The organism is Rhodoferax sp. (genome assembly GCF_012927445.1).
GTDB lineage: Bacteria > Pseudomonadota > Gammaproteobacteria > Burkholderiales > Burkholderiaceae_C > Rhodoferax.
Genome location: NZ_JABBPD010000008.1, coordinates 19571 through 41260, shown reverse-complemented (window position 1 = coordinate 41260; position 21690 = coordinate 19571). Strand labels below are relative to the sequence as shown.

Here is a 21690-nt window from a genome sequence, read left to right as displayed (position 1 = left end):
CCGCTATTGTCGCTGCCCGCATCGCCGGACAGTCCCGTCACGCTCTTACACACAATTTATGGCATCCCCTAATCTTCACCCCATGATCAATGTGGCCGTCAAGGCCGCCCGCAATGCTGGTTCCATCATTAATCGCGCCGCGCTTGATGTTGAAGCAGTTCGTATTTCGCAAAAGCAGGTCAATGACTTCGTCACTGAAGTCGATCAAGCCGCTGAAGCGTCCATCATCGAGACGCTGCTCGCGGCTTACCCCGGTCACGGCATCTGGGCTGAAGAATCAGGTCGGGAACATGGTGCCAAAGATTCTGAGTTTGTCTGGATCATTGATCCACTCGACGGCACCAGCAATTTCATTCATGGCTTCCCCGTTTACTGCGTCAGCATTGCGCTGGCCGTCAAGGGCAAGATTGAACAGGGCGTCATTTACGACCCCAGCCGCAACGACTTGTTCACCGCCACCAAAGGGCGCGGCGCTTATTTGAACGACCGCCGTCTGCGTGTCTCCAAACGTGTTCGCCTGGAGGAGTGCCTCATTTCCAATGGCTTCCCGTTTCGCCCGGGTAACGACTTCAATACCCACTTGAAAATGATGGGCGACATGATGCAGCGTACCTCCGGTCTGCGCCGCTCCGGCTCCGCCGCGCTGGATCTGGCCTATGTGGCCGCTGGTTACAGCGATGGCTTTTTTGAGCCCGGCCTGCAGCCGTGGGACGTCGCTGCAGGCGCTTTGATGGTGACCGAAGCTGGCGGTCTGGTCGGCAACTTTTCAGGCGATGCAGATTTTCTCGAACAAGAAGAATGCATGGCGGGCACCCCCCGAATCTATGGCCAGATGGTCGGCATTCTGGGCAAATACAGCAAGTTTGCCAGCGCGGGCGAAAAAGCCACCGTGCGCCAGGCAGCGCAAACACCCGACGCAGGAGCAGAGACTACGCCCGACGCAACCACAAACAGCGCAGTAGCCACTCCTGACGCCCCAGCGACTGACGCACCCTTTTAAGGCCACCGTAGCGCCACAGCAAGGGGCGCTACGTTCTTGCGGACAGGTCCCCCAGCTGCAGTTGGTTTATCGGGACCGGCTTGCCAAACAAGTAGCCCTGAAACAGGGCGCAGCCGTTTTCCAGTAAAAACGCGCGCTGGCCGGCGGTTTCGACGCCTTCGGCCACCACGTTCAATCCGAGGCTTTGCCCCAAGGCCAGCACGGTACGGGCAATGGCGGCATCGTTCGGGTCGGTCAGCACATCGCGCACAAACGACTGGTCAATCTTGAGTTGCTGCAACGGCAACAGCTTGAGGTAGGACAAAGACGAATAACCCGTGCCGAAATCGTCCAGCGAAAAACTCACGCCCACCGTTTTCAGCTCGGCCATTTTCAAGATGGCATCCTGGGTGTCGGTCAGCAACAGGCTTTCCGTCAGCTCCAGCTTCAGGCGCAGCGGATTCGCCCCGGTCTGGCGCAGCAAGTCCTGCACCTGTTGCACAAACTCCGGGTGCCTGAACTGGCGGGCGCTCACGTTCACCGCCATGGTCAAGCCCTCGGTGGAGGCCTGCGCCGACCAGCACACCAGCTGCTCACAGGCGACTTCCAGCACCCATTGACCGAGCGGCAAAATGAGCCCACTCTGCTCCGCCATGGGAATGAATTCAGCAGGCGACACCAGGCCGCGCGTCGGATGTTGCCAGCGCACCAAGGCCTCCACGCCCACCACTTGTGCATGCACATCGACCACCGGCTGGTAGAACAGCACCAGTTCGTGCCGTTGCAAGCCGTGGCGTAACTCCAACTCCAAAGCAGTGCGTTGGGCCACCAGGGCCTGCATCGCCGGATCGAAAAAACGCAGCGTATTGCGCCCTGCCGATTTGGACTCGTACATGGCCAGATCAGCCTGTTTGAGCAATTCGTCCAGGGTTTGATGGTGGTCTTCAAACAGGGTGACGCCAATGCTGGGCGTGCTGTGGTGCTCCAGCGCGCCCAGCAGATAAACCTGGTTCAGCTGGGCCATAATTTTTTTGCCTACCTGCTCCACCTGGGCGGTAGCGGCCGCCATGTGGGCGTCCAGGTTTTGCAGCATCACCACAAACTCGTCGCCGCCCAGGCGCGCCACGGTGTCGGCCTCGCGAACACTGGCCACCAGACGTTGCGCGACCTGCTTGAGCAGCAAGTCCCCGACATCGTGGCCCTGCGTATCGTTGAGATCCTTGAAGTTGTCCAGATCGATGAACAGCAGGGCACCGGTCGACTTTTCGCGCCCGCTGGTCACCAACGCCTGTTGCAGGCGATCCATCAGCAAACGGCGGTTGGGCAGGTCCGTCAGCACGTCGTAAAACGCCAGCCGCTCAATTTTCTCCTTGTCGAGTCGGTGCGCCGAAATATCACGTCCAATGCCCCGATAGCCCTTGAAACGCCCCTCGGCATCAAAAATCGGACTGCCACTGATGGCGACCCACTTCAGTGAGCCATCTGCACGCCTGCGCTGCATTTCAAAATCGTGAAAGGTTTCATGCGCTTCCAGCGTCGCCCGGTGCGCCGCCCACTGCGCCTGGCTGACACCCTCTGCATCGATATCCCAGCGTGTCGTGCCGATATGAATTTGAGTGGCCAGGGTGCTGGGGGATTCGAGATGACGGTCCACCCGAATGAAACAAAATTGTTCGTCCTGCTCCCAATACCAGTCCGACGAGAGTTCGGTCAGGGCGCGAAAACGCGCTTCGCTGTCACGCAGACGCTCTTCCGACTGTTTGCGCAAGGTGATGTCGGTGGTGAATCCATTCCATAACACTGCGCCATCGGCCTCCCGCTCGGGCATCGCCTGCGAAAGCACCCAGCGCACTTCGCCATCCGGAAAAAGCAGCCGGTATTCGTGGCTCCAGGATGTGATGTCCTGTGAAGCCGTCTCGGTCGAGATGAGGTAGTCGTCCTGGTCCTCCGGGTGAATGAGTCTCAGGATGCAGGCGGGGTCCTGCATGACTTGCGCCGGCGTCAAGCCCCTGTAAATCTCAAGCACCAGATCGCTGATGTACGGACACATGAATGAGCCATCGGCGTTGACCCGCAACTGAAACACCACACCGGGCAAGCGGCTCGTTATTTTTTGAATGAACCCGAGTCTTTCCTGCAGGGCCAGGGAGGCTTCACGCTCGTCCGTGATGTCCTGCACCACGCCAAAGGCCTCCGCGCCATCCCCGGACCAGGGGCGCATGCGCGAACGCTGCCAGTGCGTCCGGCCGTCCGGGTGATGCCAGCGGTACTCCACGATGGCGCCATCCACTTTGCGGCGGGCCTCCACAAACTTTGGCAGATCTTCGGCATGAATACGGCTGCGCCCGGCCGCTACACCCAGAATCGTTCCTGGCTCAAGCCCGGCCAAACGGTACATGCCGTTGGACCAGCGCAAACTACCAGGCTCAGAACCCGACGTCCAGTAACCCACCGAGGCGAGGCTTTCCATCGACTGAAACAACGCGATCTGCTGATTGAGCCGGTTATTGGTCGCTTTTAAAAGCTGCTCGCTGGCCAGCAAGGCCGTTTGTACGGCCCGCTCAGCACTCACATCCTTGAGATAACTCAAAAAATAGGCCACGCCACCGATTTCGATATGCGAGGCATTCAGCTGCAAGATGAGCCTCTCGCCGTCCGGCCTGAGGAACGACACATCCAGATTGCGCAGACGCCCGGAATCACGCATGGGGTCTAGCACGGCCTTACGATGCCGGGTATCGGTCCAGATGCCAATGTCGACCGTGGTGCGCCCCAGAACGTCCTGCAGGGACAGCCCGGTCAGGCGAGACCATTCTTCGTTCACATCCACGTACTCACCGTCACATTCGCGATTGAGCGAAATGGCCACCAGGCTCTGACGGAACACCACCGCCAGTTGCTCCTGCGAACGCATGCCAACGACGGACGTCGAGGCATCGGCCATCCATTGCAGACGGCGCTGCGCCACCTGCAATTCGTCGCGCAGGCGCTTGACTTCTTCAGATAAATTTTCCGGGATTGAACTCATTTCAGAACCTGCATCAACAAAACACCACGCGCGGATCTCATTGTGCCGTACTGCTTATCCCAGCAACCCATCTTCTGAATCACGCTTGGACAGATCAAGACAGGGAAGGTATTCAGGAAAACTGGCGGACGCCTAAAGACTTGACGGACCCGCTTGTCAACTGAAGTTCTTCTCATTATTATATTTTTGGTGGTAATGCTGGCGCCATCACCCATTGATCAAACCCAAGCCCACACCAACTCACAGGAGATTTACCATGATCATTCGCACCACTCTTGCCGCAGCCGTTGCCGCGGTCGCCCTCCTCACAGCGTCTGGCTGCGCGGTCACCCGCGGCCAGGAAACCGTTGGCGCCTACGTTGACGACACCGCGATTACGACTTCCGTTAAGGCGCGCTTCGTCGAAAACAAGCAAGTCGATGCCAGCAGCATCCGGGTCGAAACGCTCAAGGGCGTCGTCATGCTGTCGGGCTTCGCCAAGAACGCGACAGAAAGGACCACGGCCGAGAGCATCGCGAGGGCGGTCAACGGCGTGAAGGCCGTTAAGAACGAGATCGCTATCCGCCCGTGAGCCTTTACACCGGCTCGCACTGGTGATAAAAAATGACGAAACAGCCTTTGATTTTCGCCTGCCCCTTGTCACAGCCCGTCAGCGCCTTTTGAGAGATTGGGTGTCTGCCCTTCTTGAATAGTTGTCAGGCGGCAACTATAAAGATGGGGTGGTTTCATGTAGGACATGGTCAAAGCCAGAAAGTCATTCCATTAAGCGTCGTCCGACCTGGATGCAGCAGTGATATGTCATGGTTTCGGAGTGCAGCAGGTGCACCACTTGGGGGTCACCCTCCTCAGCCGAGGCTTGACCTTGGCTGAGGAGGGCAATCCGGGGCATGATGCCCAAACTCTGCGCATCGCCATGCGCGTGGACAGGGCGCTATCGCAGGGTGCTGCGTTAGCTCAATTTACCCACTCGGTTGAAGAAAAGATCATTCAGATGGTTGACGAGGAAAAATAAATACCCGCCAGCTGTTTTTACACGGAGAAACTTTCACATGAAAACCAGACTTGGATTACTTGTTTCGGCTACTACGCTTGCCGCTGTGATAAGCGTCTTGGTCGGCGGCTGCAGCAAACCGGCAGACGAGACGGGGATGCCGCCACCGAGCACCACTGTCGGGACCGAGATTGACGACAGCGTCGTGACAACCCGGGTTAAATCCGCGTTGCTGGCCGACCCGGATATCAAGAGTTTTGATTTCAAGGTTGAAACCCGCAAGGGCGAAGTCCAACTGAGCGGCTTTGTCGACAACCAGGCACAAATCGATCGCGCGACCACCGTCATACGCGGGGTGGCCGGTGTCAAAAACATCGAGAACAAACTGAGCCTGAAGGGCGAAGCGACGACGGTAGGCAACAAAGTCGATGACGGGATCATCACATCCAAGGTCAAGGCCGCGTTGCTTGCCGATGTGAATATCAAGAGCTTGGACATTGCGGTCGAAACCCGCAAGGGAGAAGTCCAACTCAGCGGCTTTGTCGACAACCAGAGCCAGATCGAGCGTGCCATCGAAACTGCGCGCGGTATCGAAGGTGTGCGCAATGTCCGCAATGAAATGAGCATCAAAAAATAGAACGACCTCTAGCCGTCACCCCTTAACGAAATAGCTGATGAAACCCATGGGTAAATCTGGATCAGTCGTTCGCGTGGTGGCCGTGCTCACGCTCGGTGCAGCGGTGACATGAAGAGTCCCTCAAACTTCAGGACCGCCTACCCGCCATCCAGTAATTTTGGTGGCGTGTAGCGTCGTAGTCGTTAACCATTCACACAAAGGAGTTCAGCATGATCACCGTTCCATCATTAATTCGCAACCTCGCTCTTGCCGCAGCGGGCGCCTTGCTTTGTTCCACTGCCGCGCAGGCGGCAAAGACCGGTGCGCTAGTCGACGCGCAAGCGCGCTACCGGCAGGACATGGCGGACTGCAACAGCGGAAAATCAAACCAGGACCTCGCCACCTGTCGACGGGAAGCACGAAACGCCTTGGCCGAAGCCAGGCGCGGCGGCCTGAAGGATGACCCTGCCCAGTACCAGCAGAATGCACTGCGGCGCTGCGATGCCCACAAAGGTGACGACCGCACCGATTGCGAGGCGCGCATGCGCGACGATAGCCGCATTGAAGGCAGCGCTGCCGAGGGCGGTATCCTGCGCGAAGGCGTGACGGTCGTGCCGGGAAAATAAGGACAGAAGTTGCGCTAAGGGCAACGCCAGAGGGGGCTTGATGTCAAGGAGGATTGGCGACTGACGCGCCAGCCATTAGCGGGAGAGTCTCATCCAGCAAAGGAATCACGAAGCAGGTATCCGGCGCCAGGCCAAGCCAAGGCAACGGTTGCCCCGGGCGCAGCAGCTGTGCACTCCATTGTTCCGTCGCGGCCAGCGCGGCGAGCGGCGTGGCGCGGACAAGAATGAAACGCATCGTCCGGCCATCACGGAGCAACGTCAGTTCGGCCTGCTGCCAATACGTGGGCAGGCAAGGCAGGAAACACAAGTCCTGCGCACCTTGCCGCAAACCAAAAATCGACTCGATCGCCGCGCGGTGCATCCATGCGGCAGCACCCGTATACCAGCTCCAGCCGCCGCGACCGACATAGGGTGGCTGGGTGTACACATCGCCGGCCATCACGTAGGGCTCGATGCCGTACACCGCGCCATGCGTCGGGTGGTGTGCGCGATGTGCTGGGCTCAAGTAGGTGAAGTAGCGGTAGGCAACGTCGCCGTCAAGGCGTGAATCTGAAGGCGCCGCCGCAAGATCAGTCTGGACCTGCGCCTGCGCCATCAACGCCCACACACCGGCGTGCGAATATTGGCCACCATTTTCGCGAACGCCAGGTGGATAAGCCTGGATGTAGCCGGCGCTAGGGAGTGCCTGCTCGAGCGGCGGGTCAAGCAACTTGATCAGCCCGGCCTCATGATCGACCAGATGCGCCTCCACCGCCGCCAGTGCCAGCCGCTGCAGGGCCGGTGGTGCGGCCTTGGAAAGCACAGCCCAGGCTTGTGCAATCAAGTCGATGCGTGCCTCGGGATTGGCGTGCGAGCCCAGTGTTTGTCCATCGTCAAAGAAGGCGCGCTTGAACCATTGCCCGTCCCATGCGGGGCCGTTCAACGCAGTCTTCCAGCCCTGCGCGGCAGTCTCCCAACTCCGCGCTCGCGCTTCGTCACCGCGCTCGCGCGCCATCGGCGCAAAGTCGGCCACCAACTGGCACAGGAACCAGCCCAACCACACCGACTCGCCACGCCCCTCAATGCCGACCCGGTTCATGCCGTCGTTCCAGTCGCCGCTGCCCATCAAGGGCAAGCCGTGCGCCCCCACACGCAAGCTGCGATCGATGGCAAGCGCAGCATGCTCGTAGACCGACGCGTCGTGGTTGCTGATCGTGGGGGTGTAATACGCATCCTCGGCACCCTCCGGAATAGCGGCTCCTTCGATGAACGGAACGTGCTGATCGAGCAGCGTGACATCACCGGTCGCTCGCAGGTAGTGCACACAGGCGTACGCCAGCCACAGCAGGTCGTCGGAAAAATGCGTGCGCACGCCGGCGCCCAGGGGCGCGTGCCACCAATGCTGCACGTCGCCCTCGGCAAACTGGCGTGATGCGCCCAGAATGATTTGCTGGCGCAGCATTTCGGGGGCAGCCCAGGCCAGCGCCAGCGCATCCTGCAACTGATCACGAAAACCGGTGGCACCACCAGCCTGGTAGAAGCCGGCTTTGGCCCACAACCGGCACGACACCGTCTGGTACAGCAGCCAGCGGTTCACCATGGCGTCGAACAAGGGATCGGGCGTCTTCACCGTGGTCGCACCAAGCAATTTATCCCAAGTGCGGCGCACCTGCGCCATGCGCAGCTCGGCGGCGGTTGCCGCGGCCAGGGCGGCCAGCTGCCGGGCAGCGCCCTCATTCTCGGCATAACCCAGCAGGAACACCCGCTGCACCGATTCACCAGCGGCCAAGACAAGGTGGGTCGAAAGGGCCGCGCACGGATCAAGCCCGTCGCCGCTGCGCTGACCGAAATGATCGGGCAACACCAGACCGCCGCGCGCGTCGAAACACTCGCGCCGATCGCAGGTCCAGTCTTCGGTCTCGTCTGCTGCGCCGGCGAGGCCGAAGAACGCGGTGCCATCGCCGAAGCCGGCCGAGCGTTCCCGTTGCGTACAAAGCAGGGCAGTAAGTTTCTGTCCACGATCGGCGTCGGGCTCGACACTCCACTCTGGCAACAGGGGAAGACGCTGACGGTACAAGGCCGTGCGCACCGTGCTGCGGTCAGCGCGGTTCGCGCCCATCATCCACTCGGCAATCCCGATGACGCGCAGTTGCAGCGCCCGGGGACCACGGTTGAGGAGCCGCAACTGCACCTGCTTGACGGAAGTCTGTGCATCCACACACCACGACGCCGTTACCTCCAGATCCCCACGACGGTGACTGATGATGCTGTAGCCCTGCCCATGCGCCACCTGGTAAGTCACGCTATCGTCACCCCAAGCGTTTGGCGCCACGCTCCACACCTCAAGGGTCTTGCTGTCCTGCAGCAAGAACCATTCGGCCGGGGGGTCGGCCACGGGATCATTCGACCACGCGGTGAGCTGGTTCAAGCGGCTGTTCACCGCCCAGGTGTAGCCGCCACCGGCTTCCGAAATCTGGGCGCCAAAAGCCGGGTTGGACAGCACATTGATCCAGGGCCGCGCGGGGCGTAAATTGGCGCTGACTTCAAAACGAAACTCGCCCGAGCTGGCCATAAACTCGCCCACCGGTGCAGGTACAGCAGCATGACCCGAGGTGACCGCTACCGCGGTGCTTGACCTGTCGTGCCGTTGCTCGAAGTCCTGCTCATGCAGCTCGTTCAATTCCTGCACATGGACCACCAGCGGGCGGCCATCGGCATGCAGGCGCACGCGTGCCTGGGCTTGCAGTGTGCTCAGTTCCTCGCGCGATAGCTCGTCAACGCGCAGCATATGGAAGCCTGTGACGGAAGGGCCGGCTTGCGCGCCGCTGTCGGCCATATGGCGCTCGCGCAGTGCAGCGATCTCGCGGTGCAACGGCATCAGGTACGAGGTTGGCTCAGCGTTCACCACCACCAAGTCGCAGGCGATTCCGCCCCAAGACCACAGGCTCAGGGCCTGGGCCAGCGAACGCAACAAGCCCAAGCCTTGCATCACGCTGGCCGACACGAGGATGAGGGGACGATCACCCGAGATATTGAAGCGCCACAGCAGACGCCGGTCACAGACCTCGACCGCTGCGTCTTCGACGCGGAGCGCGCTGACCGGCGGGCGCGTCAGGCTCAGCACCAGCGCAGTGGTCAGCGTCTGGATGGCGGCGAAGTTCTCGCCGCTGATGCGCAGGGCACGCAAACGAATGCCGGTCAGCGTGGCGGACATCAGCGAAGCGCGTTGAATGTGACTGTGTTGCCGGTACTTGTCGATCACGGCGCGCAAAGTACCGCTGTTGCTGGACGCCGCCGTGGCGAAAGTCAACTGAGCTTTCGCGTTGGGCGCAATGCGAAGCTGGACGGCCATGGCACATACCGGGTCGAGGCCAGTGTCAAGCCGTGTTGTCGAATCGATTGACGCCGCCGGCAAGGGGTCGAAAGAGGCCAGTGGCTGGCTCGTACCATGGTTACGCCCGCCCCAGCGCTGCCGGTCGGTCGTCAAACGTACGCCCACCACCTGCGGATCGGTTTCGGCCAGGAAATGGGCGGCCTGCAATCCCTGCTCGGTGGGCAGGCGGGGCTTGCGTTCAAACAACAGCGCCTGGTGCGTGCCCAGCCACTCCGCGCGTACGAAGAGGTTCGTAAATGCAGGGTGCGCTTCATCGGCGCGCGGGTCAGCCAAGGTGACTTCAAAGGCCGAGATCAGTTCAATGTCGAGCGTGCGGTCGCTCAGGTTGCGCAGCTCAACCTGCCGAAACTCAATATCGTCTTCCGGGCTGACCCACACCGTGGTATGGGTCTGCAACTCGGGCCAGACCGCGTCGAAACACACGCGGTCAGCGTGGTAAGTAGCCTGGTAGTCCGCCGCCGGATCGGGCGCCGGGTGATGCGTAATCGAGACCGGTCGCTGTTGTGGGTTCCAGCGCAAGTAAAAAAAGATTCCCTGCGCATCGCGCAGCGCATCATCACGCCAGCGTGTGATACCAGTCTGACCCCAGCGGCTCCAGCCCGCGCCATTGGCGCGCAGCGACACGCTGTAGCGCCCGTTCGACAGCACATGCGTAGGCGCTAACGCCGTCGAGCCCGGCAGCACGTCGCGCAGCAGCCCCGGCGTTCGCCGTCGTTGCCGCGTCTGCAGTGGCGGACCCGACGGCGGTACGTACAGCATCGACACCTCGCGTGGCGCTCGTTCGTGCAGCAGGGACACCACCGCCTCGATGTGTGCATTCGCCATGCCCCAGCGTTGCGCCGGTCCGCCCTGTAGCACGTTGGCCAGCGCCACGATGCTCATACCCTGGTGGTGCGACATGAAAGTATTCACTGGCGTGAACACCTCACTACCGGCCTGCCGCGCGGGGGAGAAGTCGAGCGCTTCGATGAAGCCGTAGCGCGCGCGCCCCCCCAATTTTTCCAGCGCAGCGAAGTTGATAACGGCGAGGTGGGGTGCGATTTGTGCCGCCAGTGCGGTCGCGTAGGGAGCGATCACCAGCTCGTCAGGTGGCGTGCGGCGCAGCGCCAGCCTCGGCACTCCTTGTGGCGCGTATTGGTAGGCCAGCGTGTGGTCGCTGCCCGCATAGGCAGACTCCGATATGCCCCAGGGCACGTCTTGCACCTGCGCGAAAGCGATCTGCTCTTGAAGTGCTGCATGGCCGGCCTCGCGCAACACGCTGCCGTACGGCTCATCGAGCACCAGGTTGGGCATCAGATATTCAAACATCGAGCCCGACCATGAACGCAGGCCGACATTCGCACCGACGGCATAGAACAGCCGGCCGAGCGATGCCCAATGGCGCACAGGCACATCGCCCCTGGCGACGGCCAGCAGGCTGGTCAGGCGTGACTCCGACGCCAGCAAGTCATAAAAACCCGCATCAAGCTCCTGCTCCGCGACCCGGTAGCCGATATGAAAGAGGTTCCGTTTCCGGTGGTACAGGAAGCTGAAGTCGGCTTGCCAAGCCAAGCGTTTGAAGTCGTGGGCTAGCGCCTGAAGGCGCCGGCTCGCTTCATGCGTCCCCGACAGCCCCGGCGCGTGGAGCATCGTTGCCGCCTGCGCGTCCAGCCAGGCTGAGCGCAGTGTCGCCACGTGATCGACCAGGCACCATACCAACTCGTCTCGGGGCGTCGGTTGAGTGGGGGCCACGGATTCAGTCTTGTTGGGCAACAACGTCGCCAGCTCGACGGCGGCCTCACGCAGTAGCCGCTCGCACTGCACCGCGTTGTGGCGGCATTCGGCCAGCGGGTCCGGCATGGCCAGCAGGCGCGCCAGTGCTGCGTCGCTCAGCAACGTCGGCAGCAGGTCACCCCACAGCGGAAGCAGCGGCGCCAACCGTTGCTTTGAAGCGTGAATGGCATGCTGCGCAGCGCCAGCGTCATGTGGCGCGCCCGCCAACTCCAGGCAAGCCTGCGCCACCGCAAGCAAGTGGCCGCTGAGGTTGCCACTGTCCACGGTGGACACATACATCGGCAGCAGCGGTGTGCATGTTTGCGTGTCGTACCAGTTGAAAAAGTGGCCGCGATGGCGTTGCAGCGTGGCCAGCGTGGCCAGCGTAGCTTCCAGGCGTGTCAGCAACTCCTGCGTGCCGATCCAGCCGAACTGCCGGGCGCAGGCCACACTCAGCAGGTACAGGCCGATGTTGGTGGGCGAGGTGCGGTGCGCCACCATGTCGTGCGGCATGGTCTGCAAATTGTCAGGCGGCAGATGATTGTCCTCCGCGACAACGCAACGCTCGAAAAAGCGCCAGGTGTCGCGTGCGATCCCTTCCAGATAGGCCTGCTCCTGCGGCGGTAAGGTGGCATCCTTGCGCGTTGGGCACGGCCGACTGACCCACCAGGTCCAGACCGGTGACGCAGCCCACAGCAGGCACAGCACCAGCGCCACCAGAGGGTGCGGTGTGGCCACGGCGAGCAGTGCTGCAAGCAGCAGCAGCGCAACCACCGGCAGGCTCCAATGCCGACGCGCCAGCGCTGCGAGCCCGGTCTTCACCTGCGCCTGCGTGGCCGCGGCGGTGGTCCACTGCAACAAGTGGCGGCGGCTGATGGTCATGCGGTAGAGCGCACGCGCGATGGCGTCCGCGGCCAGCAGCGCCTGCTGCAGCAACTGTCCCAAAAGCCACAGGCCGCCCCACAGCGCCCGCGCCAGGTCGGTCGCAGCCTGACGGTAGAAATAACGTTTGGCCAAGTCGTCCCGGCTGCTCGAAAAACCCGCCACCGCCCCCATCAACGGCCCGGCGGAAAATGCGGCCATCACCAGCGCCAACGCAGCCCAGGGCGACACAATGCCGCTGGCCAGCGCCAGCAGCAACAGGGCCAACGACATGGGGGCCACGAGGGAGCGACGCAGGTTGTCGAACATCTTCCAGCGGTTGATGACGCGAAAGCGATAGCGCACGGGATTCAGCAGGAACGGCAACAACTGCCAGTCGCCGCGCGTCCAACGGTGCACGCGCATTGCTGCCACATCGGCATGAAACGGCGCGTCCTCAATCACCGTGATATCGGTCACCGCGGCGCAGCGTGCCAACGAGCCTTCGAGTAAATCGTGGCTTAGCACCTGGCCATCCGGCAAGCGGCCGGTCAGCACCGCATGCATCGCCCGCACGTTGAGCAGCCCCTTGCCAGTGAAGGTGCCTTCACCAAACAGGTCCTGATAGACCTCCGAGGTCGCGGCGCTGTAGGGGTCGATGCCGCACTGCCCGGCAAACAGCCAGTGGTAGAGCGTGAAGTCTTTAGGCGCGGGCAGCGGCGTGGCCACGCGAGGCTGCAATATGCCGTAGCCGCCCACCACCGTGCGCCCGCTGGCGTCGAGCCGCGGCTGGTTGTGGGGATGCGCGGCCACGCCCACCAGCTCGCGCAGCCGTCCGGGCGGCAACTGGGTGTCGCTGTCAAGCGTGACGATGTACTGAATGTCATCTGCGATGCGAGATTCACGCCCCAAATCCAGGAAAGCGGCGGACGAACCTTCTGCCAATGCCGCGACCAGCTGTTCCAGCTTGCCGCGCTTGCGTTCCCAGCCGATCCAGCGCTGCTCGGTCTCACTGAAAAGTCGCTTTCGGTGCAGCACGATAAAGCGAGGTGCAGCGCCGGGCTCTTCGGCCTCGTTGGGATAGCGCGTGTTGAGTTCGCGGATCTGTTGTCTCGCGCTGATCAGCAAGGCGTCGTCCGAAGCCAAGTGCGCCGTGTCGGCATCGGCCCAGTCGGTCAGCAGTGCGAACTGGGCCTGGCGTTCTGGGTTGGCAAGGTGGTGCAGGAGCAGCCGGTGCACCAGGTTGTGGATTGATGCGGTTCCGGTCAGCATGCCCGGTATCACCACCATCACCCGGTGCTCAGGCGGTATGCCATTCGCAAAGGCCAGACGCGGCAGGTGTTGAGGGCGGGCCGATTCGCTGATCAGCCGGTTGATCACCGCCACCACCGCCTCGGACGCCGGGAACATCATCAGCGCGGCTCCCAGCAGGGTCAACCACATGTAAGCGCCTGCGCCGCTCAGTCCGGCACCGTGGCGCAACATCATCCACGCCACCAGGCCCGATGTGCCCAGCAGCATCAAGCTCAGGTAAATAGGCAAAGCAATGAGGCGAGCAACAGCTCGCCAGGGAAGAGCCGCGTACTTGTGCAGGCCGAGCGCACGCATCAGTGTTGGCCGGCCCATGCCGCGCAGCCAATAACTGGCCACCGCATCGGCGCTGGCGGGACTCTTGGCGGTGTGCATCAGATCGAGTAGCGTTTGCGCCACCGACACTTCGTTGCGACCACTGCGCCTGGCCAGCAGTTCGATGCCATGCAGCGTCTGGTCCCGCGTGACGGTATGCTCGGCTTCGAACACCGGCGAGGTCAGCATCAGTCGCATCAGCTTGCTGGTGCGCGCAACGATCTCAGCCCAGTCGGCGGCGCCGATGACACGTAACGATGTAACCGCATTGCTCACGCTCAGGTTGTCAGCAGCCCGGTCGGCGCTTTGCTGCGCCTGCGCCGCGGCCAGGTCGGGCAGTGCGTTGTCCAGCCAGTCGTAATACAGATCGGGATAGCCAACGTTACCGGTCGGTCGTCGAACCTGCAAGCGTTGCGCCATTTGCGCCAGAAACACCCGGCCGACGCCGCGCTGATTGAGCAGGGCAAGCAACTGGTCGAGCGCATGCACGGTGTAGGTTTCGATGCGATCGCAGCACAGGTTAGCCACCTCGCGTGCCGCCTTGTTGGTGGCCACGCGCTCGGCCAGGCGGCGCAGGTTTTCGATCAGCACCACGCGCAAGGTGGTGGGCAGTGCCCACATCTCGCTGAGGTTCAGTTCACGGGTTTCCTGGTAGGCGCCCAGAAACTGCACAGCCAAGTCTTCGTCGAACGCACCATCGGTGTGCGCCACGAAAGCCCAAGCCACACCATAGATGCGGGGCAGGCCGGCCAGCGGTTCGTCCAGCAGGATCGGCAGGCCACGAAAGTAGCTCATCGGCAACCCCTCGTGGATTTCCTTGAGTTGCGCTTCGATCAGGTGAAAATTATCGAGCAGCCATTCGGCTGCTGGGCTGATGTCATAGCCGGTGGCCGATTGCACGCCGATATAGTGGTGCGCTTCGCGCAGCGTGTGAATATTGTTTCGCAGACGCGGAAAGAAGGTCGCCACGCGGGAGGTCGCCCTGGCGGCGCGGTGGGTTTCGCCGAGACTGCGGCCATGCTGTGAAAAACGCTGCAGCCCGAAAATTTCGGAGCGTATCGGTGGCTGAACCGGACCGCGCGTACCGTCCAGAATGTCGCACAACGCCTGCGGCGCACCCGGCACCAAGCGCAGCAACTCGGATTGCGCCATGCCCTACAGCACGAGGGAACCGACACCGATCAGCAGTGCAACCACCACCAGCGTTGTCACGAAGCGCGCCGCCACGAAGCCGTGCATGGTCTGTGCGGCGCATTGCAAAGCGAAAAGGCGGCCGCGCGCGCCCCTGCACAGAGCCAAGTGCTCTCCCAATGCCGACAACTCTATTGGCGATATGTCCGCGGCATCGCCAAACGATGCGGTGCTCCAGAACGGGGTGACAATGACAGGAGTACTCACAAAAAGCTCCTAGCGCCCGGCTGAAAACCGAACAAAAGTTAGTGAAAGGATACGGCGTGCACCTGCAATCTGCGTCTTGTCTGCCAAACAGCAACAAGTCATAGGATAGATAGCACACCCCTTTTTTGCAAAGGCGGTCCGCCTGCACGAACACACGGATCGACGACTAATGCGCTACAGCACCAGAAACGGCAATGCAAAAATAGCAACCGCAAAAACTCATTTTTTAGCGCTTCGACCTTTCGTGAATTGAGTTATCTCAATCGAGGCACGCTTCGGCCCATCACCCTCGCAGGTCCAACGGCAGCGCAGCACAAGAAAGAGCTCCTTCGAATTCAACCGCTACCGACGTAAATCAATGATTTCATTGCGTTCGAGTTCAAAACCGACCGCTGCAACAGGCCAAAATTGATCGGTAAATAATGCTGACGATCAGTTTCATCCTCTTGCCCGCCAGCAACTTGCCGACCAGATAAACCGCTCCTTTTTTGACCCCCTTGCTCGCGAATCCTGACGGTGCATCCCTGTGGTCGTCGTAAACCAGATAATTGGGGCCTGAAAAGAATTCCCGTGCCAAAGGCTTTGGGCCAGGTGCGGGGATATTGATGAGCACCCTACTGGAGATTGGCGGAGGGCCTCAGAGGACGCTGAAGGGGATTATGCAAAAGGTTAACTTGTTGAAAACAAACGAAAAAATTGTCAGTTCACAGGGCGAAACAGAAAAGTCATCGGGCCACACACCCATGATGACCCAACATTGGGGTTAGTGATGTTCCATGCGGGTTTCAAGAGTATTTACTAAAATTTGGCTCCAATTTGGCGGCTAATTCCGGTGTGTATTTCATGACTTACGCATACGGATTCACTACCCTGCGTCCAATGTGACGACGCGCCGCCAAATTGCATCCCAAAGAGGCCTGAAGCGGCTCTGAAAGTGCCGCCAAAATTAAGTGGGATTTCACGCTCAATCCATCCAAAATCACGGCTCTTGCGTCACTTCAAAAGCGCAACAGTGGTCATTTAGTGGGCCGCGCTTTTCACTTAGATTCGGTCAGTGGAAGTCTACGCCAATGGCTATGCCAAGCTTCCTGATGGGACCCAAACTACCCTGAACTTGTCTTCAACGCGATTGCTCGCCATGACGGGCGCGCTGCCAAGGATTGGCTTGCGTGGACAACTTCGCGAGACCTTCATCGTCAGGCCAACTGCTCCCATGCAGTATTACCCTGTGGCTAGTCATTCTGCGCAAAGACTTCCTTGGCTGCGAATAGGCCGTTGAGTGCGGCAGGAAAGCCAGCATAGACAGCCATTTGCATGATGACTTCGACGATTTCCTGCTCGGAGCAGCCAACGTTCCGAGCGCCGTGGATGTGCACTTTGAGCTGAGGCGCAGCGTTGCCCAACGCTGTGAGCGCCGCCACCACGGCGAGTTCCCTCGTCTTGAGATCGAGACCGGGCCTCGAATAGATGTCCCCAAAGGGAAACTCAATGAGTAGCCGTGCAAAGTCAGGAGCGATGTCGCGCAGACTTTCAATCACATTTTCGCCAGCTTGACCATCGATCTCCTTGAGCTTTGCCAAGCCCCGCAGATAGCGTTCGTTGTTCATCTCAGTTCCTTTACGTTGACGTTGAATACTGAACGCACTTTATGCCTCGCTTTGCAACGCATCCAATACCATTTTTGTGATACCTTTTCGGTATGAATGAATCTATCGATCTGCGACAGCTTCGCTATTTCCTAGCAGTGAGTGAAGAACTCAATTTCGGACGTGCGGCGCTGCGATTGCACATCTCGCAGCCACCGTTGAGCAGGCAGATCCGCCAGTTGGAAGATCAACTTGGCGTGGAGTTATTCCTGCGGAGCAAGTCAGGAGTAGCACTAACAGAAGCCGGGGCGGCATTCCTGCCCGAAGTAAGACAAACGTTACTTCAAGCGGAAAAAGCAGTTGCTGTGGCCAGAGCGACACGAGGCGCTGAGGATGGGCGGTTTGTTGTGGGCTACACAACTGTGTTCGACCGCAGCGCAATCCCCGACGTCTTCGACCGCCTGCACCAACGCTTCCCGAACTGGCGCATCGTTACGAAGGGCAAGCATTCGATCAGTCTCGTCCGGGACATTAAGAACGGGATCATGGACGCAGCCTTCATTGGCTTGCACACTGATACCCAGGGCTTGACGGTAGAAACAATCCTTGAGGAACCCCTTGTGGTCGCCTTGCCCGCCAACCATCGACTCGCCCATAAGCGCGGGCTCGGCTTTGATGACCTTCGCGGCGAACCGATGTTTTGGTTCGAACGCCGAATGAATCCGGGCTTCTACGACCACTGCCAGGCATTTTTCGAGCAGATCGACTTCAAGCCTAACGTCATCCCGGAACCACCGGACCATCACATCTTGCTGGGGTTGATTGCGGAGGGGCAAGGCATCGCCCTCATATCGGCGTCTTTGCAGAACGTCAAACGGAAGGGCGTCGCCTTCAGGGCGCTAAAGGAAGGCTCCAACAGGCTGTCGATGGGTATTGCTGTCATCTATTCGGAGCGCAACCCTTCACCTGTTTTGCGCCCATTCCTTGATCTCGTAAGGGCGAAAATACCCTGACGTCCTTAAACGTCCGGTTCTCAAACACTGAACGACCGTAACGGGCACGTAGTCGCTAACTCGCAGATCATCCAGATACCGATCCGCGAAATGCGCGAAGCTATGGACAGCGACACGGCGTTTTCCGGCCGATGGGATCAACATGCGCAGCTCCTGCACGCCGCTTGGTCGATTCTGTGATGCTGTCGCGAGCGTGCGTTACAGCGTCATGACTGCTCGTTCAAACCATCCCAGTCATCGGTCACGACAAACCAGAATCAGCGGTCACGATAAACCAGAACGGTCGGTCACGATCGACCGGAATACCCAATGTCGACTTAGCGTTGATTCGCAATCCGTCAAGCTTCCTGGTGGGACCGTATTAACGGTATTCACGATGCAGCCATGAATTGGATCGTTCTAAATCACGGGTAAGACTGTTTTTTGACCTGCAAAAATACGACAATGGTGTCTTATTTTTGTTGGAGGGCCACATGCCAAGGATGAGTCTTGAAGAACGCATTGAGTCGAGCCTTAAACGCACGGCATCCAATGTATTTCTTCGCAGTGACTTCAACCGCTTTGGCAGATATGACCAAGTTGGAAGAGCCCTGCGCTCTGTCATCAAAAATGGGCTGCTGGTCAAAGTGGGCTATGGCGTTTACGTTAAGGCTCGGCCGTCGACGATCACGGGTAATCCGGTGCCTTGCATCGATTTGATGACCATCGGCTTTGAAACCATGAAACGGCTCGGCGTCGAAGCCGATCACGGCAAGGCGATGCGAGAACACCGCGATGGCCTTTCCACCCAAGTTCCAATGGCCACGGTCATCGACACCGGCAAATCTCGCGTCAATCGAAAAATAACAGTCGGCAAGCGCACCATCATCTACGAGCGCGACTTGTCTGGCAGGACTCGTTAGAACATTCGGCCCGCATTTCACAATCAAGCACGCACATCAGCTTTCAGCGCTGAAAGTTCGAATGGCCCATTACGAGCTGGTGACTTTCTAATGCGCATGAATGCTGGATATTCAGGCCATCCATCCCGCCGCTGTCCCCACAGAGCACCCCTTAGACCGATAGGCAACTGAAGGCACTTGAGGGCACTTCCCCATGAGCAATATGACCATTCCCGAACGTATCGAACAACGCGTTAGACGATCCAAACGGATCGTCTTCCTGCGGTCTGACTTCGCGGGTTTGGGGAGCTATGCGCCAGTGGGCCGCGCCTTGCGGTTGATGGTCAAGAAAGGCGTTCTTGCGAAGGTTGGCTATGGAATTTACGTCAAGGCTCGTCCATCGGTGCTGACAGGCAATCCGGTCCCGTGCGCGAGCTTGATGGACATCGCGCTCGAAGTCATGGCAAGGCTTGGGGTCGAGGCGGACGTGGGCAAGGCGATGCGGAATCATCGCGATGGCCTCTCGACCCAAGTCCCAATGGCCGCCGTCATCGACACGGGCCGTTCTCGGGTGCGCCGCAAGATCGCGATTGGCAAGCGCGTGGTCCTCTATGAGGGCGACTTACCCGGAAGGGCTGGTTAGCCCGCCCTTCCGCGAAATCGTGGATTTCGGATTAACGAGGAAGCGTCCTGTCGCGGCACTCAGGCAATGCCAGTATCGCCACGGTGGCAATCGCGCTGGTCAGAGCGACATACCATGCAGGCGCGGCAGGGTCACCCGTCGCGTCGATGAGCCATGTAACGACAAACTGGGTGGTTCCGCCGAACAGCGCGACGCCAGTCGCGTAGGCGATGGAGGAGCCCAAGGCACGCACGCTGCGCGGCAACAGTTCCAAAATCGTCACCAATGCCGCCGCGTTGCTGATGGAATTCAAGGCAGCCAAGAGTGCGCTCACGCCAAGCAGGGCGGCTGTGGTCCTTTGCTCGATTAGAAACATGAAGGCCGGGTATGCCAGCAGGACGGAGAGCGCGCGCGGGATGAGCATCACTACCTTGCGTCCGAAGCGGTCACTGAGCCAGCCACCCAGAAGTGAGAAGACCAGGATGGTGAAGCCGACAACGATAGCCGAGGCCATGGCGACGGCTGGCGAGAGCTTCAACACGACGATGGCATAGGTCGTCATGTAGCTGCCGACGTAGGTGGACACGGTGCCGCCGAGTATGAGCAGCAGGAACAGGGCGAGAAGCCTGCCGTGCTGTCGCAGCTTTGGAACTGCGAGCCCGTTGTCAGCTTCGTGCCTATGCCCGAGCGTCTCAGGCATGGAGCGGCGCAGGACGACGGCAATTGGAATCATCAAAAGGCCAAAGGCGAAAGGCAAGCGCCAACCCCATGCTTGAAGCTCGTCCGGTGTCAGCAAGCTGACCAGGGCTACGCCAAAACCTCCCGCCATGATCGATGCGATGCCTTGGCTCGCGAACTGCCAACTGCTGTAAAAGCCGCGTCGGCCCGGCGGCGCAATCTCCAAGAGGAAGGCGCTTGCGGGGCCGAATTCGCCGCCGTAGGCCAAGCCCTGCGCCAACCGGCAAACGACGACGATCACAGGAGCCGCCATGCCGATGGTCTCAAACGTGGGCGTCAGCGCGAGCCCCAGCGTGCTCAGCGTGATGAGGCCCATGGACAGGAGCAAGGCAGGCTTGCGGCCTGCGCGGTCGGCATAGGCGCCCATCAGGATCGCGCCAATCGGGCGTGAAGCGAACCCCACGCCGAATGCCGCCAGTGACAGCAGAAGGCTTGTCAACGGGGTAGAGGCCGGGAAGAAGGCCTTGCCGATGTAGACGGCAAAAAACACATACGTGAGGAAGTCAAAAAGCTCGAGTGCGTTTCCGGCGACTGCGGCGGCGACGGCTTTGCGAGAGGCGCGAGCGGTCATGGTCGCAATCGTGGAATCGGCGATGCCGCGCGCCGCCTGCGCGCCCATCATGGCGGATGGCATGCTTGCGCTCATGGCCCTATGCCAAGCTGCGAATGATGCTGGGCGACATGCCGCAGGATGCACGGAATGCGCGTGACATATGGGCTTGATCCGAAAAGCCCTCATCCAAGGCGATGCTCGTCAAGCTCTCCGTTGACCGCAGCCGACTCGTCGCGCGGATGAGCCGCGTAGCCGTGCGCAATGCTTCGGCAGTGAGCCCCTCTTCGCGCAGGCGTCGCTCCAGCGTCCGCTGATGGCAGCCGAGTTTGCGCGCCACATCGGCCACCGGAATGTAGCCCTCGCGCTCAAAAACTAAAGCCACCTCCCCAGCGGCAGAAGCCGCCACGCCAAGATAGCAAGCGATATCCACCAAGCTCAAAATCTTCGTCACCAAGTGCTCCCGTTCGTTGCGTTGGACTGTGCTAATCAAAGAGTCCAAGACCATAAGGGTGCCAATCCGGCAAGGCGTGGGGTCTTCGTCCGTCGCAAGCAAGTCGCGCTTGGTGACACTTTGGGAGTCGTTCGCGCTGCGCGGCCCCACGGACGAGACATTCGTGCGCACGGCAAGCCCGGCGTTGGCGTTGAAGGTGTTGAAGGCATAGACCGCTTTCGCCGACTGGTTCACGGTTCGGACCATTTGGACGGCAGGATTGAGGTCTGTCGCCATCCAGTCCCGAACCAGGCAATCGATCTCGCCTTCACCCGCCCGCTCCCGTTTACGAGTGCGCCCGGCAGCGATGTAGCGCGAATAGGGCAAGAAACCATTGATGGCGTGCACGACAGACGAGGCAAAGCGCGAGCGCGGCGTCCAGCCGGCCGCCCCCTCCATTGCATTCACTACCAAGTGATAGGCAAGTCCGCTCACGTTTTATTCTCCCATGGGTGCCCCATTTCGCCCACTGACAGCATGAGCATGGCGCGACGCGCTGACGATTTGAATAATTCGCCTTTGCGCCATCATAGCGTGGGGCAGCAACTGGAATTGCA

14 protein-coding genes are annotated in these 21690 nt (G+C 60.3%); 8 read left to right on the top strand and 6 right to left on the bottom strand.

Annotated elements, in window-relative coordinates; all coding sequences use genetic code 11:
* Positions 1-82: 82 nt before the first annotated feature.
* Positions 83-1000 (top strand): inositol monophosphatase family protein, encoded by a 918-nt coding sequence (locus HHJ17_RS15780; protein WP_296502541.1) that lies wholly within the window; start codon positions 83-85, stop codon positions 998-1000.
* Between the two features lie 28 nt (positions 1001-1028).
* Here HHJ17_RS15780 and HHJ17_RS15775 read toward each other — a convergent pair whose 3' ends face one another.
* Complete coding sequence (locus HHJ17_RS15775) at positions 1029-4007, bottom strand: EAL domain-containing protein (RefSeq protein ID WP_296506446.1); 2979 nt, start codon at positions 4005-4007, stop codon at positions 1029-1031.
* A 256-nt stretch (positions 4008-4263) separates the two neighbouring features.
* On the opposite strand from HHJ17_RS15775, the gene HHJ17_RS15770 reads away from it, so the two are divergent.
* The 4 genes from HHJ17_RS15770 to HHJ17_RS15755 all read left to right on the top strand — a co-directional run bounded on the left by HHJ17_RS15770 (position 4264) and on the right by HHJ17_RS15755 (position 6240).
* Complete coding sequence (locus HHJ17_RS15770) at positions 4264-4578, top strand: BON domain-containing protein (protein WP_296502534.1); 315 nt, start codon at positions 4264-4266, stop codon at positions 4576-4578.
* Between the two features lie 291 nt (positions 4579-4869).
* On the top strand, positions 4870-5019 hold the full coding sequence (locus HHJ17_RS15765) for a hypothetical protein (protein ID WP_296506445.1): 150 nt from the start codon (positions 4870-4872) through the stop codon (positions 5017-5019).
* A 37-nt stretch (positions 5020-5056) separates the two neighbouring features.
* On the top strand, positions 5057-5635 hold the full coding sequence (locus HHJ17_RS15760; RefSeq protein ID WP_296502526.1) for a BON domain-containing protein: 579 nt from the start codon (positions 5057-5059) through the stop codon (positions 5633-5635).
* Positions 5636-5844: 209 nt separating this feature from the next.
* Complete coding sequence (locus HHJ17_RS15755) at positions 5845-6240, top strand: hypothetical protein (protein ID WP_296502523.1); 396 nt, start codon at positions 5845-5847, stop codon at positions 6238-6240.
* A gap of 43 nt (positions 6241-6283) precedes the next feature.
* Here the strand turns inward: HHJ17_RS15755 and HHJ17_RS15750 are convergent, their stop codons facing one another.
* From HHJ17_RS15750 to HHJ17_RS15740, 3 genes are all read right to left on the bottom strand, one after another.
* Positions 6284-15004, bottom strand: coding sequence for a glucoamylase family protein (locus tag HHJ17_RS15750; protein ID WP_296502520.1), 8721 nt, complete (start codon positions 15002-15004; stop codon positions 6284-6286).
* A gap of 3 nt (positions 15005-15007) precedes the next feature.
* Positions 15008-15250, bottom strand: coding sequence for a hypothetical protein (locus HHJ17_RS15745; RefSeq protein ID WP_296502518.1), 243 nt, complete (start codon positions 15248-15250; stop codon positions 15008-15010).
* A 1232-nt stretch (positions 15251-16482) separates the two neighbouring features.
* Positions 16483-16857, bottom strand: a complete 375-nt coding sequence (locus HHJ17_RS15740) for a carboxymuconolactone decarboxylase family protein (RefSeq protein ID WP_296506443.1) — start codon at positions 16855-16857, stop codon at positions 16483-16485.
* 92 nt (positions 16858-16949) lie between these two features.
* Here HHJ17_RS15740 and HHJ17_RS15735 point away from each other — a divergent pair, with 92 nt between their 5' ends.
* From HHJ17_RS15735 to HHJ17_RS15725, 3 genes are all read left to right on the top strand, one after another.
* The gene (locus HHJ17_RS15735) at positions 16950-17849 is read left to right on the top strand and encodes a LysR family transcriptional regulator (protein WP_296506442.1); all 900 of its coding nucleotides are present in this window, start codon (positions 16950-16952) and stop codon (positions 17847-17849) included.
* A 389-nt stretch (positions 17850-18238) separates the two neighbouring features.
* Positions 18239-18751 (top strand): DUF6088 family protein, encoded by a 513-nt coding sequence (locus HHJ17_RS15730; protein ID WP_296506441.1) that lies wholly within the window; start codon positions 18239-18241, stop codon positions 18749-18751.
* 193 nt (positions 18752-18944) lie between these two features.
* Positions 18945-19373, top strand: a complete 429-nt coding sequence (locus tag HHJ17_RS15725) for a DUF6088 family protein (RefSeq protein WP_296506440.1) — start codon at positions 18945-18947, stop codon at positions 19371-19373.
* A gap of 31 nt (positions 19374-19404) precedes the next feature.
* Here HHJ17_RS15725 and HHJ17_RS15720 read toward each other — a convergent pair whose 3' ends face one another.
* Together HHJ17_RS15720 and HHJ17_RS15715 are read right to left on the bottom strand one after the other, a co-directional pair.
* Positions 19405-20736 carry an MFS transporter gene (locus HHJ17_RS15720; RefSeq protein WP_296506439.1) on the bottom strand — a complete coding sequence of 444 codons (1332 nt, stop codon included), beginning with the start codon at positions 20734-20736 and terminating at the stop codon, positions 19405-19407.
* Positions 20737-20740: 4 nt separating this feature from the next.
* Positions 20741-21541: a helix-turn-helix transcriptional regulator gene (locus HHJ17_RS15715; RefSeq protein WP_296506843.1), complete on the bottom strand. Its 801-nt coding sequence runs from the start codon at positions 21539-21541 to the stop codon at positions 20741-20743.
* Positions 21542-21690 lie beyond the last annotated feature (149 nt).

Excerpts from the sequence above, each read along its gene's own strand:
- HHJ17_RS15780 (WP_296502541.1), top strand. The coding sequence starts at position 83 with ATGATCAATGTGGCCGTCAAGGCCGCCCGCAATGCTGGTTCCATCATT.
- HHJ17_RS15775 (WP_296506446.1), bottom strand. The coding sequence starts at position 4,007 with ATGAGTTCAATCCCGGAAAATTTATCTGAAGAAGTCAAGCGCCTGCGC.
- HHJ17_RS15770 (WP_296502534.1), top strand. The coding sequence starts at position 4,264 with ATGATCATTCGCACCACTCTTGCCGCAGCCGTTGCCGCGGTCGCCCTC.
- HHJ17_RS15760 (WP_296502526.1), top strand. The coding sequence starts at position 5,057 with ATGAAAACCAGACTTGGATTACTTGTTTCGGCTACTACGCTTGCCGCT.
- HHJ17_RS15755 (WP_296502523.1), top strand. The coding sequence starts at position 5,845 with ATGATCACCGTTCCATCATTAATTCGCAACCTCGCTCTTGCCGCAGCG.
- HHJ17_RS15750 (WP_296502520.1), bottom strand. The coding sequence starts at position 15,004 with ATGGCGCAATCCGAGTTGCTGCGCTTGGTGCCGGGTGCGCCGCAGGCG.
- HHJ17_RS15740 (WP_296506443.1), bottom strand. The coding sequence starts at position 16,857 with ATGAACAACGAACGCTATCTGCGGGGCTTGGCAAAGCTCAAGGAGATC.
- HHJ17_RS15735 (WP_296506442.1), top strand. The coding sequence starts at position 16,950 with ATGAATGAATCTATCGATCTGCGACAGCTTCGCTATTTCCTAGCAGTG.
- HHJ17_RS15725 (WP_296506440.1), top strand. The coding sequence starts at position 18,945 with ATGAGCAATATGACCATTCCCGAACGTATCGAACAACGCGTTAGACGA.
- HHJ17_RS15720 (WP_296506439.1), bottom strand. The coding sequence starts at position 20,736 with ATGAGCGCAAGCATGCCATCCGCCATGATGGGCGCGCAGGCGGCGCGC.